This window comes from Paeniglutamicibacter sp. GQ140 (assembly GCF_059759235.1).
In genome coordinates this window covers 257,532-272,343 of sequence record NZ_JCAXDW010000006.1, presented here as the reverse complement: position 1 = coordinate 272,343, position 14,812 = coordinate 257,532, and the positions used below count along the sequence as shown (strand labels likewise).

At 68.2% G+C, this 14,812-nt stretch carries 13 protein-coding genes and 1 tRNA gene; 6 read left to right on the top strand and 8 right to left on the bottom strand.

Going from position 1 to position 14,812, the window contains the following annotated elements; genetic code table 11:
* Positions 1–15: 15 nt before the first annotated feature.
* The 5 genes from AC6CHY_RS11170 to AC6CHY_RS11150 form a co-directional block, all read right to left on the bottom strand.
* Positions 16–1,731, bottom strand: a complete 1,716-nt coding sequence (locus tag AC6CHY_RS11170) for an ABC transporter transmembrane domain-containing protein (protein ID WP_498226732.1) — start codon at positions 1,729–1,731, stop codon at positions 16–18.
* Positions 1,728–2,891 carry a DUF1611 domain-containing protein gene (locus AC6CHY_RS11165; RefSeq protein WP_498226731.1) on the bottom strand — a complete coding sequence of 388 codons (1,164 nt, stop codon included), beginning with the start codon at positions 2,889–2,891 and terminating at the stop codon, positions 1,728–1,730. The genes AC6CHY_RS11170 and AC6CHY_RS11165 overlap by 4 nt, the downstream gene beginning before the upstream one ends.
* 183 nt (positions 2,892–3,074) lie before the next feature.
* On the bottom strand, positions 3,075–4,022 hold the full coding sequence (locus AC6CHY_RS11160; RefSeq protein WP_217390666.1) for an EamA family transporter: 948 nt from the start codon (positions 4,020–4,022) through the stop codon (positions 3,075–3,077).
* Positions 4,023–4,025: 3 nt separating this feature from the next.
* On the bottom strand, positions 4,026–4,547 hold the full coding sequence (locus AC6CHY_RS11155; RefSeq protein ID WP_407611725.1) for a SixA phosphatase family protein: 522 nt from the start codon (positions 4,545–4,547) through the stop codon (positions 4,026–4,028).
* 86 nt (positions 4,548–4,633) lie between these two features.
* Complete coding sequence (locus AC6CHY_RS11150; protein ID WP_217390664.1) at positions 4,634–5,431, bottom strand: winged helix-turn-helix domain-containing protein; 798 nt, start codon at positions 5,429–5,431, stop codon at positions 4,634–4,636.
* Between the two features lie 587 nt (positions 5,432–6,018).
* Here AC6CHY_RS11150 and AC6CHY_RS11145 point away from each other — a divergent pair.
* Positions 6,019–6,759, top strand: a complete 741-nt coding sequence (locus AC6CHY_RS11145; RefSeq protein WP_217390663.1) for a response regulator transcription factor — start codon at positions 6,019–6,021, stop codon at positions 6,757–6,759.
* Complete coding sequence (locus tag AC6CHY_RS11140) at positions 6,756–8,390, top strand: sensor histidine kinase (protein ID WP_217390662.1); 1,635 nt, start codon at positions 6,756–6,758, stop codon at positions 8,388–8,390. Before AC6CHY_RS11145 ends, AC6CHY_RS11140 begins: the two co-directional genes overlap by 4 nt.
* Positions 8,391–8,484: 94 nt before the next feature.
* Here AC6CHY_RS11140 and upp read toward each other — a convergent pair whose 3' ends face one another.
* Positions 8,485–9,123 carry a uracil phosphoribosyltransferase gene (gene upp / locus AC6CHY_RS11135; protein WP_217390661.1) on the bottom strand — a complete coding sequence of 213 codons (639 nt, stop codon included), beginning with the start codon at positions 9,121–9,123 and terminating at the stop codon, positions 8,485–8,487.
* A 151-nt stretch (positions 9,124–9,274) separates the two neighbouring features.
* Between upp and AC6CHY_RS11130 the strand changes: the two genes are divergently transcribed.
* Both AC6CHY_RS11130 and tadA read left to right on the top strand, forming a co-directional pair.
* Entirely contained in the window at positions 9,275–10,684 is a 1,410-nt protein-coding gene (locus AC6CHY_RS11130) for an FAD-binding oxidoreductase (protein WP_498226730.1), read from the top strand.
* 79 nt (positions 10,685–10,763) lie between these two features.
* On the top strand, positions 10,764–11,252 hold the full coding sequence (gene tadA, locus AC6CHY_RS11125) for a tRNA adenosine(34) deaminase TadA (RefSeq protein WP_498226729.1): 489 nt from the start codon (positions 10,764–10,766) through the stop codon (positions 11,250–11,252).
* 11 nt (positions 11,253–11,263) lie between these two features.
* On the opposite strand, the gene AC6CHY_RS11120 is transcribed toward tadA, so the two are convergent.
* Positions 11,264–12,502, bottom strand: a complete 1,239-nt coding sequence (locus AC6CHY_RS11120; protein WP_498226728.1) for a DNA glycosylase AlkZ-like family protein — start codon at positions 12,500–12,502, stop codon at positions 11,264–11,266.
* Between the two features lie 70 nt (positions 12,503–12,572).
* On the opposite strand from AC6CHY_RS11120, the gene AC6CHY_RS11115 reads away from it, so the two are divergent.
* Positions 12,573–12,663 (top strand) — tRNA-Ser (locus tag AC6CHY_RS11115).
* A 278-nt stretch (positions 12,664–12,941) separates the two neighbouring features.
* On the opposite strand, the gene AC6CHY_RS11110 is transcribed toward AC6CHY_RS11115, so the two are convergent.
* Complete coding sequence (locus AC6CHY_RS11110) at positions 12,942–13,703, bottom strand: NUDIX hydrolase (RefSeq protein ID WP_418888851.1); 762 nt, start codon at positions 13,701–13,703, stop codon at positions 12,942–12,944.
* Positions 13,704–13,786: 83 nt separating this feature from the next.
* Here AC6CHY_RS11110 and AC6CHY_RS11105 point away from each other — a divergent pair, with 83 nt between their 5' ends.
* Complete coding sequence (locus AC6CHY_RS11105; protein WP_498226727.1) at positions 13,787–14,806, top strand: SPFH domain-containing protein; 1,020 nt, start codon at positions 13,787–13,789, stop codon at positions 14,804–14,806.
* The last annotated feature ends 6 nt before the right edge of the window (positions 14,807–14,812 follow it).

Here is a 14,812-nt window from a genome sequence, read left to right as displayed (position 1 = left end):
CCGGCCGGTCCTCGATCAGTCCTGCGGACCGTCCAGGTCCCACTGGCGGTATCCCGCGCACCACTCGGAGTCGGAGCACACGATCACCACGCCACGGTACCCGTCGAGCATTTGTTCGAGCTGCCCGCGGGCGGCTGCGTCCAGGTGGCCGTCGATCTCGTTGAGCAAGAGCAACGGCGGGGAGCCGAGCATGGCGCGGGCGACCATGAGTCCCGCGCGCTGCGTGGCATCAAGCGGCGCCCCGCCGCGGCGCAGGTGCGTGTCCTGGCCGTGCTCCAGCGATGCCGCGTCCAGTCCCAGGCGCGCAGCCAGCTCCTGTGCCTTGGCCGGATCGGCGTCGGGCCGGCGGTAGCGCAGGGCGCGCAACAACGTGCCGCGCTCGGGCACCATCGAGGCGAAGGCCGCGCCAATGAGCCGGCGCCGCTTCTTCTCATCCACCGAGCCGGGGATCACGCCCGCCACCACGTAGCCCCTCCCCCGGTGGGCGGCGTCGTGCCCCAGGTCCCCGAGGATCGGGCCGTCGTGCGTGCGCGCGGTGGCCAGGGCGGTGAACAGCTCCGCGCGCACCCGCGCGTCGGCACCGACCATCCGGATCCGCTCGCCGGGCTCGGCGCGCAGCTCCGGGACCGGCTTTCCGTCGATTTCCAGCCCGTGCAGCCACAACCCCTCGACCCGCGAGGCCTGGATCTGCGCCGCGGCCCGCTGGGCCTTTTGGCGCAAGGCCGGGCCCGCCGCCAGCTCGCTTTCCTCTGCCAACAAGGGGGCAATGATCCGGGAGGCCGCCCGGTAGTTCTGCCGGTATTCCACGATGCGCCCCCACTCGCCCACCGGGGCCGCGCACAGTCCCAGCAACGTCAGGGCGGTGGCGATGTGCCCGGCGTCCAGGGCGGCGCTGCGCGAGACCAGCACCACCACGGCGGTGGCCAGCAGCGGCATGCCCAGGGAACAGGCGCGCAGCACCGCGGCCAGCCGGGCGCGCGACACCGCGGCATCCACGACCTTCTGGCCGCTGGACGCGACCCGGGACAGTTCGCGGGACACGCCGCCGGCGGCGACCACAGCGGAGGACGCGGCGACGGTGTCGGCAATGCGCGCGGCCAGGTTGCCGCGGTGACGCCGCAGGGTTCGCGCCCGGTCGTAGGCGGGGGCCGCCAGCAGCAGCAGGGCGCCGGTGAGTACCAGCACCGGCACCCCCAGCGCCAGGGCGAGGGCCGGATGGATCGTCCAGAGCCCCGCCATCGAAATGAGCACCAGCGGGATGCCCGCCAGCAGCGGCGCAATGCCCTGGGCCACCCAGTTGCGCACCGAGGACAGGTCGTTGCTGGCCCGGGCCACGGTGATGCCCACCGAGGGCACCTTGGCGGCCAGCAGCGAGTGGGAGATCAGCGAAAGGCGCAGCTGGGCCACGTAGTGCTGCCCGAGCTTCTCGGCCAGCACCCGTTCCAGGTAGCGGCCGTAGCCCAGCACCAGGATCAACGCACCGATGCCCAATGACATCGGCAGCACGGCAGCCCCGGTCACGAGCGCGCCGACCAGCAGGGCGATGCCCACCCCGAGGCCGCCGCAGGCGGTGGCCAGGGCCAGCAGCGCCGCAAAGAGTCCGCGGCGTTTCCCGGTGACCAGTTTCGGCAGGCGCGGGGCCGGTTCCTTGCGCCCGGCGGCCGGAACGATGTCCAGCGGCGCCGTGGCCGGTGCCCCCTGTGCCTCCATCAGGGCCTCGAGCCCGCTCACAGCGCGGCGGCGCGCACCGGGATCAGGGCGGTGGCGACCTCGGGGTTGCACAGGGCGTAGGTGTCGATGACCGGGACGTCGAGCCGGGAGGCGGCCTCGGCGGTCGCCAGCGGGGAGGCGGTGAGGAGGCCGGAGACCGCGGCGACCGGCACCGCCGCGTCCTGCAGCACGTCCAGCCCGGCCCGGGCGCCGAGGGCGTCCTGGGCGGAGAACACCACGGTGTCCACGTAGGCGGCAAAGAGCGGGTCGCGCAGCAACCTGGAGGTCTCGCCCTGGTACAGGCCGTCGGCGATCTCGATGACCACCACGTCGGCGCCGGAGGCGGCCTGCTCGTCGATCATCGCGGCCAGCAGGTCGCGGACCTGCTCGTAGGCGAGCTTGAAGGTGGTGGGGTAGCCGAAGTCGGTGAAGTCGCAGACCGGGAACGCGCCGGCGTCGATGAACAGGTTCGGGTCGTTGCCCGCCCCGGTGCCGGTGGCCTTGCCCGCGGCCACGTTGAGCCCGGCGTTGGACAGTCCGTTGACCAGGCAGCCCAGGGTGGTGGACTTGCCGGAGTTCATCGAGGTGCCCAGCACCGCGATGACCGGCGGGCGCACGGTGCCCACGGCGCGCAGCGCTGCCAGCGACGGGGTGCCGACCTGCAGCGGGGCAAAGTCGCGCAGGTTGACCACGCCGTCCTTGGTGGCCAGCAGGCCGATCGGCTCGATGGCCGTGGCTGCATCGATCGAGGCGTGCATTTCGGTCACATACCCGGCCAGGCCGCCGCCGGCCACCAGGTGGCAGGGCTCCAGGGAGTCCGGCACGTGGGCCAGGAACTGGTCCGGGGCGTAGCGGTTGCCGTAGGCGACCATGATTTCCTGGCCCACGAACATCAGTTGGCGGCGGGAGACCGGGGACTCGAGGCGGGTGTGCTTGCCGATCTCGGCGACCCGGGCGATGACCACGTCCCCGGGCTGCGGGGTGACGTCCGCGCCGGCGACGAGGTGGAAGTCGCCGGGGTGCTTGGAGAACTCGGTGGCCACGAAACGAGTGGTGTAGGCGGCGCGGATCTTCAGAGCGCGCTGTGCATCGAGCTTCAGGTGGCGCAGTCGGCCTTCGGCCGCCGCAAGGGCTTCGTTGGCTTCGAAGGTTTCGGTTTCAAGGCTGGGGCTGATGCTCATCTGCGGGGTTCCTTTTCAAGGGGCTCGGTGGCTTGCGTTGCTCCTAGTCAAAGCGGCCCAAATGAGCAAAGGGTGAACGGTCGATGAGGGCGTTCTCATAATCGCCTCACGCGTTCTCATGTTCTGCGGTTCGGGGCCCGTGAACCCGGGGTTCCGGGCCCCGGAAAACTCTCATCCGTTTCCTCATGTGTGTTCCGCCACGGTGTCGTTTTCCGGGCTCTCCCGCGGCGCGGGTGCCGCTTCGGGCCTCGCCGTGCCAAACCGCAACGTCCCGACGGAAACCCCCAGCACCAGCACCGCGGCCCCGGCGATTTCCAGCGCATTGGGATACTCGTGGAGCACCAGGGCGGCGCTGCCCATCCCGATGGCGGGGATCAGCAAGGTATAGGGCACGACCTTGGCGGTGGGGTACTTGCCCAGCAGCGTATTCCAGATGCTGTACCCGACCAGCGAGGCCACCAATGCGGTGAAGGCGATACCCCACCACGTCTCTGGGCCCAAGGTGGCAAGCGCATCGCCCACGGCGGCGGGCCCGTCGAGCAGTAGCGAAAGGCCAAGCATCGGCAACGGGACCCAGAGCGCCGAGTGCACCACCAACCCCAACCCGGAGGCGCCGGAGGCCGAACGCGAGATGACATTTCCGACGCCCCAGGCGAAACCGGCGGCAATGCAGATCAGCAACGGCACCAGGACGCCGGCCAGTGCGGCGCCTTCGGGTAGCGAGGCAACCCGGCCAAAGCCCACCACCACCAGCCCGGCAATGCCCAGGATGGAGCCGAGGACCTGCTTTCGCGTGGGGTATTCCCGCAGGAAAAGGGCGCCGAGCCCGATGGTGAAGAACATCTGTGCCTGCAGCGCCACCGGCGCCAGCCCGGCCGGCAGTCCCAGGTGCATGGCGGTAAAGAGCAGCCCGAACTGCCCGGCGCTCATGGCCAGCCCGATGCCGGCGACAACCTTCCAGCCGACCTTGGGCCGGGGAACGAAGAACACCAGCGGGAAGGCGACGGCGGCGAAGCGCAGCGCCACAAACACCAGCGGAAGCGTGTCGCGCAGCCCCAGGTCGATGAACAGGAAGTTCAGGCCCCAGAGCAGGGCGACCAACAGGGCAAGGAGGGTATCGCGGGGTTTCACGGGTCAGCGCGGGACCACGAAGTTGGTCACCCGCATGTCGCGGCCGTCGATCTCCGCCCAGGGTTTCTCGGTCTGCAGCACCGTCAGCCCCAGCGTCGGGTAGTCCATGGCCAGCTCGTAGACCGCTTCCTCGTCCGAGTCCACCGAGGCCAGGCGCATGGCGAGCTCCTGCAGCACCGGCTGGTGGCCGATGACCATGAGCGTGGTGACGGTTTCGGGGGTCTCGTTGATGATGGCGCACAGCCTGGTGCTCGAGGCGCCGTAGATCCGCGAATCCAGGTAGGGCGTGGGCGCCTTCTCCCCCAGTTCGCTGATCACCCAGGCGCAGGTGGCGCGGGTCCGCTGGGCGTCGGAGAGCATGATGAAGTCGGGCACCACGTCGTTCTCGCGCAGCCAGGCCCCGGCGGCCGGCGCCTCGCGGTTTCCGCGGGCGGCCAGCGGCCGGTCGTGGTCGCTGACACCCAGCGGGTAGTCGCTTTTGGCGTGGCGCAGCAGTACGAGTCGCTTCAGGTGGTGTTCGCTCATGCCCCCAAGCTTATGCGCCGCCCGGGCTTAAGTGCTTGTGGGCCCCGCATCCACGGATGCGGGGCCCACAAGGGACAAGAATGGATCTAGATGGTGTATTCCGGGGCTGCCCAGACGACGACCTCGGGGTGCTCGTAGAAGCGGTAGCCCTGGCCGCGTACGGTGCGCACGGTATTGGCCAGGCGCCCCAGCTTGGAGCGCAGGCGACGGATGTGCACGTCGATGGTGCGCTCGTTGGGGACCTCTTCGGCGTTGCGCCACAGGTTGGTGAGCAGCTCGTCGCGGCCCACCGTGCGGGTGCCGTTTTCCACGAGGTAGTTCAGCAGCTCGAATTCCTTGAACGTGAGGTTCAGGGTCTCGCCATCCAGGTGCACCTCGCGGCGCGACAGGTCGATGAGCACGCCGGAGGGGCGCGGCGCCGCCGGACGGGAATCGACGCGCGGGCGGCGGTTGACCGTGGGGTCACCCAGGGCCTGGCGCACGACGTCGATGTTCTCGCCCTGCGCGCTGGACGGGGCCAGTGCGACGGCGGCATGGGTCTGGGCCTCGGGAGAGAGCGTGGCCAAGAAGGCGCGGACCTGCGTGGCCAGCTTGCCCAGCGAGGTTCCCTGCGCCTGGGCCACGGACTCGTCCAGACCGACGTAGAGCACAAACCCTCGGGCTGTGGTGTCGGTCGCCACCGGCTGCGGTCCCGGGGTGCTGCTCGGGGCAACCACCGGGGTTGGGGCTGTCATCGGTCGAGTCTCCTGCGCCGCGGGAACGGCATGAAGCTGGCGATAGCCGGCCGGGGCATATCCGCCGGGAGCAGTGTTGCGCTGCGCGGCGGCGGCGCGGGACTGGGCGTTGCGGATTGAGACATGGACGTATCCGGACGTTACCGACATGCTTCTTTACCTCTAACTCGTGTGAATGCCACGGAATGGCGCGAATGCTTAGGTGCTCCGTCTACCTCGCAGTTGCGAAGCGTGGGAGCGATGCGAGTGTCACTGAGCGCCGAAGGGTTCCGACGCTCAGCTGGGCATTCGACAACAACACTGGCGATGAGTCATCGCCACGCCTTCGGAAAGGCTCTGAGGTGCTGTTGCTGCGCTATTCACAAGCTCTAGTTTCCTCGTAATATTCGGAACCCGCAAGTAACAAACTTCGATAGCGTCCACAATGTGAGACGTGGAGCGCTTAACGTGTCCATCATCACATTGCGCAGATATCGGACATGAGGGCGGGCGACAATGCGGTATGCACTGTCATTTCCAAAAGTGCGGGCAATGTGATCAATCGACGGGCGCCCAGCGCCTGAATGCCCAGACCTACACCCGGACCGGGCATCAGGCAACGGCCCCGCCAGGCAGCGCTCCCGCCGGCGTCGGGCCCTTCGGCAACCGCAGGCCTTAAGCTGGAATTACCAGACCTCACAGCCCGCGCACAGCTGGGCCACAGGGCTGGCCTACACCTCGGATGGAAAGTTAAAGACATGCCAAGCTCCCGCTTTTCTCCCACCCAGTTGCCCCGCCTCACCCACCCGGACGGCACAGCCATCCGGGTGCTTGTCGTCGACGACGAGCCCTCGCTGGCCGAACTTGTCTCCATGGGCACCAGGATGCTGGGATGGGAAGCCACTGTCGCGCACGACGGTCCCTCCGCGGTGGAGGCCGCCCGCAAGGCAACCCCCGATGTGCTGGTGCTGGATTGGATGCTGCCGGGCTTCGAGGGGCCGGAGGTGCTGCGCAAGGTCCGCACGTTCCTGCCCGAGGTGCCAGTCCTTTTCCTGACCGCCAAGGACGCCGTCGAGGACAGGATCGAGGGCCTGGGCATCGGCGCCGACGACTACGTCGCCAAGCCCTTCAGCCTTGAGGAGGTGCTGCTGCGCCTGCACAAGCTCGTGGAACGCTCCGGCGCCACCGCCGCCGACAGCGCCGAGCTGGTCGTCGGGGACCTCGTGCTGAATTCGGATTCCCATGACGTCACCCGGGCGGGTGTTCCCATCAACCTCACGGCCACGGAGTTCGACCTACTCTCCTACCTGATGGTCAACGCCCGCCGGGTGGTCTCCAAGACCCAAATCCTCGACAACGTCTGGCACTACGACTTCGGCGGCCAGGCCAACATCGTCGAGCTCTACATTTCCTACCTGCGCAAGAAGATCGAGGTCGACGGCGCGCCCATGATCCACACCGTGCGCGGGGCCGGATACATGCTCAAGCCCGCATCATGACCCCCTCCGCACGCCCACCCCTCCCCTCCGGGGAACCGGAGCGCCATTCAGCCGGTGAGGCTTCGCCCCACTCCCCCGATGCCCCCGCGCCGGCCCCGGGCATCCCGGGCCAGGAAACCGAGCGGGCCCCGCTGCACGCAAGGCTGGGGCAGCGTCTGGGCCGGCTGCCCCTGCAGCGCAAGCTGCTGCTCGCCCTCATCGGCTCCCTCGCATTGATCTGCACCGTCATTGGCCTGCTGCTGAACGCCGGCATGCGCCAGTCCCTGGCGGCGCAGCTGCATGAACAGCTGGAGTTCGCCTCCGACCGCGCGGCAAGCTATTCGGCGCAAAACGGCCGCGAAACGTCCTCCGGCCCGCTCTTTGCCCCCGGGCAGGCCTCAGGGACGCTCAACGCCAGGATCGTCTCCGGCTACTTGTTTTCCGGTGCCGTGCTCGATTCGAAGACCGGCGAGCGCAAGGACATCACCGACGCGGACGTGCTGCCCCTGACCTCCGTGAAGGTCGATGCTCCCCCGGTGGTCCACCACCTGAGCATCGGGGACTACATGCTCTCCGCGCAGCAGGACCCGGGCTCCGGCGGCATCCTCATCACCGGCCTGCCCATGGCACCCACCGAGCGGACCCTGGCCTCCCTGGGCATCTTGACGATCACCATTTCCCTGGCCGGGCTGATCGCCATCGGGTTGGTGGGCTCGATGATCATCCGCCGGTCGCTGGCCCCGCTGCAGCGGGTCTCCGCGGTGGCCTCGTCCGTGGCCAACGCCGAGCTGGAATCCGGCACCGCCGCCCTGGAGGCCCGCGTGCCCCCGGAGGATTCGATCCCGGGCACCGAATCCGGGGAGGTGGGCCGTGCGCTCAATGCCCTGTTGGACAACGTGGGCGCCGCCTTCGCGGTACGCGAGGCCTCGGAGGCGCAGATGCGCCAATTCGTGGCCGACGCCTCCCACGAGCTGCGCACCCCGCTCTCGGCCATCCGCGGGTACACCGAGTTGATCAGCGCCACCGAGCATTTCTCCGACGACGGGCAACGCTCGCTGAACCGGGTGCTGGAACAAAGCACCCGGATGAGCTCCCTGGTGGAGAACCTGTTGCTGCTGGCCCGGCTCGATGAGAAGCACCAGATCAAGAAGGCCCCCGTGGATCTGGGGAAGCTGGCCACCGACATCACCGAGGACTTCGCCATCACCGCCCCCGCCCACCACTGGATCCCCAAGGTCCCCGACATCCCGCTGGTGGTCTCCGGCGATGCCGCGGCGTTGCGCCGGGTCATCACCAACCTGCTGGCCAATGCCCGCAAGCACACCTCCGAGGGCAACACCGTCACCGTGGGGGTCCACCGCGATGCGGCCAGTCACCAGGCGGTGCTGCGCGTTGCCGACACCGGCGAGGGCATTGCCCCGGACTTCCTCCCGCTGGTGTTCGAGCGCTTCACCCGGGCCGACGGGGCGCGCTCGGGCGCGGACGGCACCACCGGGCTGGGGTTGCCCATTGCCAAGGCCATCGTCGAGTCCCACGACGGGAGCATCACGGTGTCTTCCGTCCCGGGGAACACGGTCTTCGAGGTGCGCCTGCCGCTGCCGCTCGCGGTGCCGCCGAAGCCCTTGACCCCGCCCAAGGCCGCCAAGGCCTGAGCCTGGGGGCCGTCACCCAAGGCACAAAAAAGGCGTCCGGCCGGCACGGGAACCCCTGGTTCCCTGCCGGCCGGACGCCGTGGTGCTGCCGTGGCTAGTGGGCCACGCCGTAGAGGCGGTCGCCTGCATCGCCCAGGCCGGGAACGATGTATGACTGCTCGTCCAGCTTCTCATCCAGGGCGCCCAGGACCAGATGGACCTTCTCGTTGTCTCCGTAGGCCTCTTCAAGGCGGGCAAGGCCCTCGGGCGCGGCGATGAGGCAGATGCAGGTGACGTCGGCGGCGCCGCGGTCAAAGAGGAACTTGATCGATTCGATCAGCGTGCCGCCGGTGGCCAGCATCGGGTCCAGCACGAAGACCTGGCGTCCGGTCAAATCCGAGGGCAGGCGCTCGGCGTAGGTGATGATGTCGAGGGTTTCCTCGTTGCGGGCCATGCCCAGGAACCCGACCTCGGCGGTCGGAACCAGGCGCGTCATGCCCTCGAGCATGCCCAGGCCGGCGCGCAGGATCGGCACCACCAGCGGGGTCGGCTTGGCAAAGGCAATGCCGGTCGTCGTCGCGACCGGGGTCTCGACCTGGACCTTGACGGTCTTGACGTCGCGCGTGGCCTCGTAGGCCAGCAGGGTCACCAACTCGTCGGTCAGCTGCCGGAAGACCGGCGAAGGGGTGTTCTTGTCCCGGAGGACCGATACCTTGTGGGCCACCAACGGGTGGTCGATTACCTGTACGCGCATGCACCAAAATCTACCAGCCGAATGCTCCCGTTTACCGGTTTTCGCATTCCGGCTTCGGGTGATTCCCGCCATTGACCGGCCTTGGGGCCGGGAGGAGAATGGGCCACAGACCGGGCCGGCCTGTGGCCCGGACAAACACGAAGCCGGCACCATGGACATCACCCACCCGCTTCCGGCAACCGCACTGCGGTCGCTGTCGGCGTCACTGCACGGAATGCTCTTCACCGCCGCCGACCCCGAATACGCCGAGACCCGCGCCGTGTGGAACGCCATGATCGACAGGCACCCCCTGTTGGTGGTTCGTGCCGTCGACGTTGCCGACGTGTCCCTCGCGCTGGCCTTCGCCCGGGAGCATGGATTGCCGTTGGCGATCCGATCCGGCGGGCACAACGTGGCGGGGTTCGGCACCGTCGAGCACGGCTTGGTGCTGGACATGCGCGCCCTGAACACCGTGCACGTGGATGCCGCGGAGCAACGGGTGAGGGTCGGCGGAGGCGCGCTCCTGGGTGAACTTGACCGCGCGACCAGCGCCCACGGGCTGGCGGTCCCCGTCGGGGTCGTCTCGAAAACCGGCGTTGCCGGACTGTGTCTCGGCGGTGGCTTCGGCTGGCTCACCCGGCCCTTCGGACTGACCGTTGACAACCTCTTGGCGGCGGACCTTGTCACCCCGGAGGGTGAGGTGGTCCACGCAGACGCCACCACCAACCCCGATCTGCTCTGGGGTCTCACCGGTGGGGGCGGAAACTTCGGGGTCGTCACCGAGTTCACGTTCAAGGCCCACCCGTTGCCGAAAACCCTCTACGCCGGGAACCTGATCTACCGCCCCGAACAGTGGAAGCATGCCCTGCATGCGGTGCGTGACTGGTCCTCCAGGCTCCCGGACGAGATGACGGTCATCGTCACGGCCATGGTGCCGCCGCCCGAGTGGGAGCTGGGCACCGGCAGCGTGCTCCTCGTCGGATTCCTCTGGGCGGATCCGGACCATGCGGCCGGCGCCGCTTGCGTGGAGGAATTCCTCGCAACCGCGCCCACCGACGAACAGGACATCTCCCCCGTTTCATGGCCCGATTGGCAGTCCGTGGTGGACGAGATGTTCCCCAAGGGTGTGCGCGCCTACTGGAAGAACACAGCATTGGACGACCTCTCGGACGAGGCCATCAATGTGTTCACTGCCCGAGCGCGGCAACTCGACTGGCCGGGCATGGGCTTCGACATCCACGTCATGGGCGGTGCCATGGGACGGGTTCGCCCGGAAGCAACGGCATTCGAGGACCGCAGCTCCCCGTTCTGGTTGAACATCTACGGATTCTGGAACGGCAAGGAACTCGACGACCACCACATTGCCTTCATCCGCGGCTTCCACCATGAGATGCAACCCTTCACACACGGCGGGGAGTACGTGAATTTCTCCAGCAGCGATGAACACGTGCCCGGTGGCTTCGATCTACTGGGCCTCTACGGTGCCGAAAAGCTCGCCAAACTCACGGCGCTCAAACGCCGTTACGACCCGCACAACAGGCTTCGCCTGAACCACAACATCGTCCTGCCGAGCCCCGGCTAGCCGCACCAGCCGGCAGCCGGTTGCCGCATTCCGGTGCAGACGGCAGCGAGGTCCCTGCACCGGAACTAGACTTGGCCGGGTGATTCCCGAACAATCCAGCCACCGCGACCTCATGGACCTGGCCCTCGCCGAGGCCAAGGCGGCATTGGCCACCGGCGACGTTCCCATCGGCGCGGTCGTCATCGGCCCCGATTCGACGGTGTTGGCCACCGGCCGCAACGAGCGCGAGGCGCACGGGGATCCCACGGCCCATGCCGAGATCGTGGCCATCCGCGCCGCGGCCCAGGCCCTGCGCGATGCCGGGCGCGGGGATGGGTGGCGGCTGGAGGACTGCACCCTGGTGGTCACCCTCGAGCCCTGCGCCATGTGCGCCGGGGCCATCGTTCTTTCGCGCATCCCGAAGGTCGTCTTCGGTGCCTGGGACGAGAAGGCCGGCGCCGTCGGCTCGGTGTTCGACATCCTGCGCGAGCCGCGGCTCAACCACTGGGTCGAGGTCTACCCCGGGGTGCGGGAGTCCGAATGCGCAGCACTGCTCACGGACTTCTTCCGTGCCCGGCGCTTGGACTAAGCCAGGGCCCGTTATTTCTTTCGCAACGCATCGAGCCTGGCGATGTTCTTCGCCCGCGACTTCGGCGAGTCCAGGCTGAAGGACCTGAAGTCGCCCAAATCCTCGGTGATCCATGCCTCGACCTGCGCTACGCGCGAGCGCACGCCGGCGCTTGCGGGCGCGAACGTCCACCACGCAATCCGAGCATCTTCCGGATCGTACTGCCACAACCCGATGATCCGGCCGCGGTCCACGATCGGGTGGTCCGAGAGATCGGCGGCCAGTGCCGACCCGCTCATCCCCTGCACCGATTCGGTGCCTGCTTCGTCGAACAGGTCGGCCGCGTTCCGGCGCAGCAACACGAGCGAATCGGATCCCGACAGCAGCTGGATGTCTTCGGTCTGCGGCACCTCGAACCCGGCGAGCCCGTCCAGGTCTTCCGGCAGCATCCACAGCACGTCGCCGGTCGCGGTGGGAACTTCCACGGCCCCTGTTGCCTGCAGTGCCTTCTTGGCCTGGGCCACGGTGAAGGCGCTGAACCAGCGGATCTGTCCCAGCGTGGCCCCGCCCGTCCAGCCCAGGAACCGCTCGAGCATCCGCGCCCTGACTGCTTCGTCGGATTCCCCGCTCGCAGGCAGTTCCCAGGCCACATAGGAGTAGCGCTGCTGGTCCAGCCGCCCGTTCACCGGCACGCGCCGGATCCGCCCGTCAGCCTGCAGCAGCCCGAGCGCTGCGGGCAGCGTGGTGCTGGCGCCCTTTTTCTTGCCTTCCTCGCCCATGCTTCGGACCTTGTCGCCCAGGATCTCCTTCAGCCCGCGGGGATCCAGTGCTTCCTCGGCGGTGCCCCGAGCCCGGAGCAGGACCCGCAGCACATCGTCGGCCAGTTGCTCGATTTCTTCCCGCTCCACGCCCAGGCGCACCAACACCTTCACCGCGGCCTCCGCCGATGCATGCCCCATTTGCAGCCCCCAGGCATAGTCCTTGGCGGGCAGGACGTAGGTGCAGCCCCGTGCGGTGGGCAGTTCGTGGATGTCCTGCGCGGCGAGCGCGCCGTCGGCCTCGGGGCGGCGGATTCCGGCACGCGCGAAGAGCGTCAGGTAGGTGTTGGCGCCGCCGATCGACCGGGCCCAGCCCACGCGGTCCAGGACTGTTGCCGAATCACATCCCGCCAGCGAACCATCCAGTCCCTGGCGATGCCACGACCAGGCGCGCAGCACTTGCGGGGTCAGCTTCTCGTGAGGGATCTGCGGGGTTTCGCTCTTCGTCGTCATGGCTACATTCTGCCCCGAAAGATGGCTCGTTTTTGTTGTGGGCCATTTACCCGGTAGAGTGTTCTGGTCTGGTGACGTGTCCGAGCGGCCGAAGGTGCAACACTCGAAATGTTGTGTACGGTAACCCCGTACCGAGGGTTCAAATCCCTCCGTCACCGCCAGAAGAAGGCCCCGAATCCCCTCTAATCGAGGGATTCGGGGCCTTTTGCTTTGCCCGCGCAGAGGTCGGGCGGAGACCCCCGGAGAGGCAAATCCAATCGGCCCCGCCAGCGAATGGATTTCCATGGTTGGAGATCGCCGTGGTGCGCAATAGGCCACGAAAGCCTGATTCGCCCACCAACGCGGTTCACTCCTGTTCCCATGTCCCTTGGCATGGCGGAGTGGACGCCTTTCCACTTTCGAGGAACAGGTGCGTGGGCGTGCCTGTTTCGAGGCAGCGTCAGGAATATGGTCGCATGAGCGGCGGGTTGAGCACCGCCCGGACCGGTTCACCCGCTGCGGGGCGGGCCTCCGCCGCGAGCCGGAAGAGCGCCGCGGGGCGGCCGGCGTCGCCCACGGTCATCCGTCCCGTGTCCTCAAGGAAACCAGGGTTTCCCGTGGCCTTGCGGTGGAAGTTCCGGGGATCCAGGCGGGTCCCCCACACCGCCTCATACACGGCGCGGAGCTGCGCGATGGTGAATTCATCCCCGCAGAACGCCGCCCCCAGCGGCGAGTACTCGAGTTTTGACCGTGCCCGCTCCACGGCATCGACCAGGATGCGGGCATGGTCGAAGGCGAGTTCCGCATCCCCGTCCAGGACGTAACCGACCGGGTACCAGGCGGCGTGTTCAGCGTCGCTTCCGGCAGACAAGACGGGAAAATTGGGCGCCAGTAGCAGGTGGGCCACGGTGAGCACATCCCCGCGCGGGTCGCGTCCCCGGGGCCCATAGCTCTGCAGCTGCTCCAGGTGCCCCGGGACCTGCTCGACCCCGGTCTCCTCCGCCAGCTCGCGGATCGCGGCCTCCCCCAGGCCCTCTCCGGCAAGCACGAACCCTCCCGGCAGCGCGAGTCTGCCGCGGAACGGCTCGATGCGGCGCGTAATCAGCAGGACGTTCAGGGCATCGTCGCGGACGGTGAGGGCGACGATGTCCACGGTCACCGGGAAGCGCGTAAGCGCCTGAGGGAATTCGGCCATGCACCCATCATAAATACTTATCGTCATCTTGACAATAATTCCGGAAGCCCCCTATGCTGTTGTTATCGTCAAAGCGACGATAACTTGAGCAGTTTGAGGAGCACCCCACCATGGCCACCATCAAGCACTACCCCTGGATCAGCCACTTCCTGGGCAGCCCCACCGGCTACGTTGTCCACCTGCAAAAGGGTGCCGTCAGGCACCGGGGAGTGGGCCAGGCATTTTGGTTCCGGCCTGCGGCATCCGTGCTGAGCGAGGTTCCCGTCGACGACCAGGAACTGCCAACGCTCTTCCACGCCATCACCCGCGACCACCAGGACGTCAGCATCCAGGCCAACGTCACCTACCGCTTCGTGGACCCGGTGTCCGTGGCCAGCCGGCTCGACTTCGCCCTCCAGCAGGCGGGCCCGGCAACGTCCGGCGGCAAGGAACAGGTGGCCACCATCATCGGCCAGCTCTGCCAGAGCCACGCGATCGACCACATCGCCGCCACCACACTCGCCCAGTCGCTGGAACGCGGGGTCAGCGAGCTGCGCCAGCTGCTCACCGAGGCCCTCGGCACCGACACCCGTCTGTTGTCCACCGGCATCGAGATCCTCGGTGTGCAGGTCCTCGCCGTCCGGCCGGAGTCCGAGGTCGAACGGGCCCTCCAGACGCCGGTCCGCGAACAACTGCAGGCCGAGGCCGACCGGGCCGTGTACGAACGCAGGGCAGTCGCGGTCGAACGCGAACGGACGATCTCGGAGAACGAGATGGCCAGCCAGATCGAACTGGCCTCCCGGCGCGAGCGGCTCGTTGCCCAGGAAGGGGCCAACGCCAGGCGCGAGGCCGAGGAACAGGCCGCCGCCGGCCTGGTCCAAGCCAACGCGGAAGCCGAACGCCGGGGCATCGGCGCCACCGCCGAGGCCAACCGAATCCGTCTGGTGGGCGAGGCGGAAGCAGCACGGGAAGCCGCAACCATGGAGGTCTACCGGGGCATGGACCAGGCCACCCTGCTGGCCTTGGCATGCCGCGAGGCCGCCGGCTCGCTGCCGAACATCGGCAACCTGACCGTCACCCCGGACCTCCTCAGCGGGGCACTGGCCGGCTTGTTCCGGGAACCGGGCTCCGCAGCCGTCGGCGAGAAGTAGGCCCGG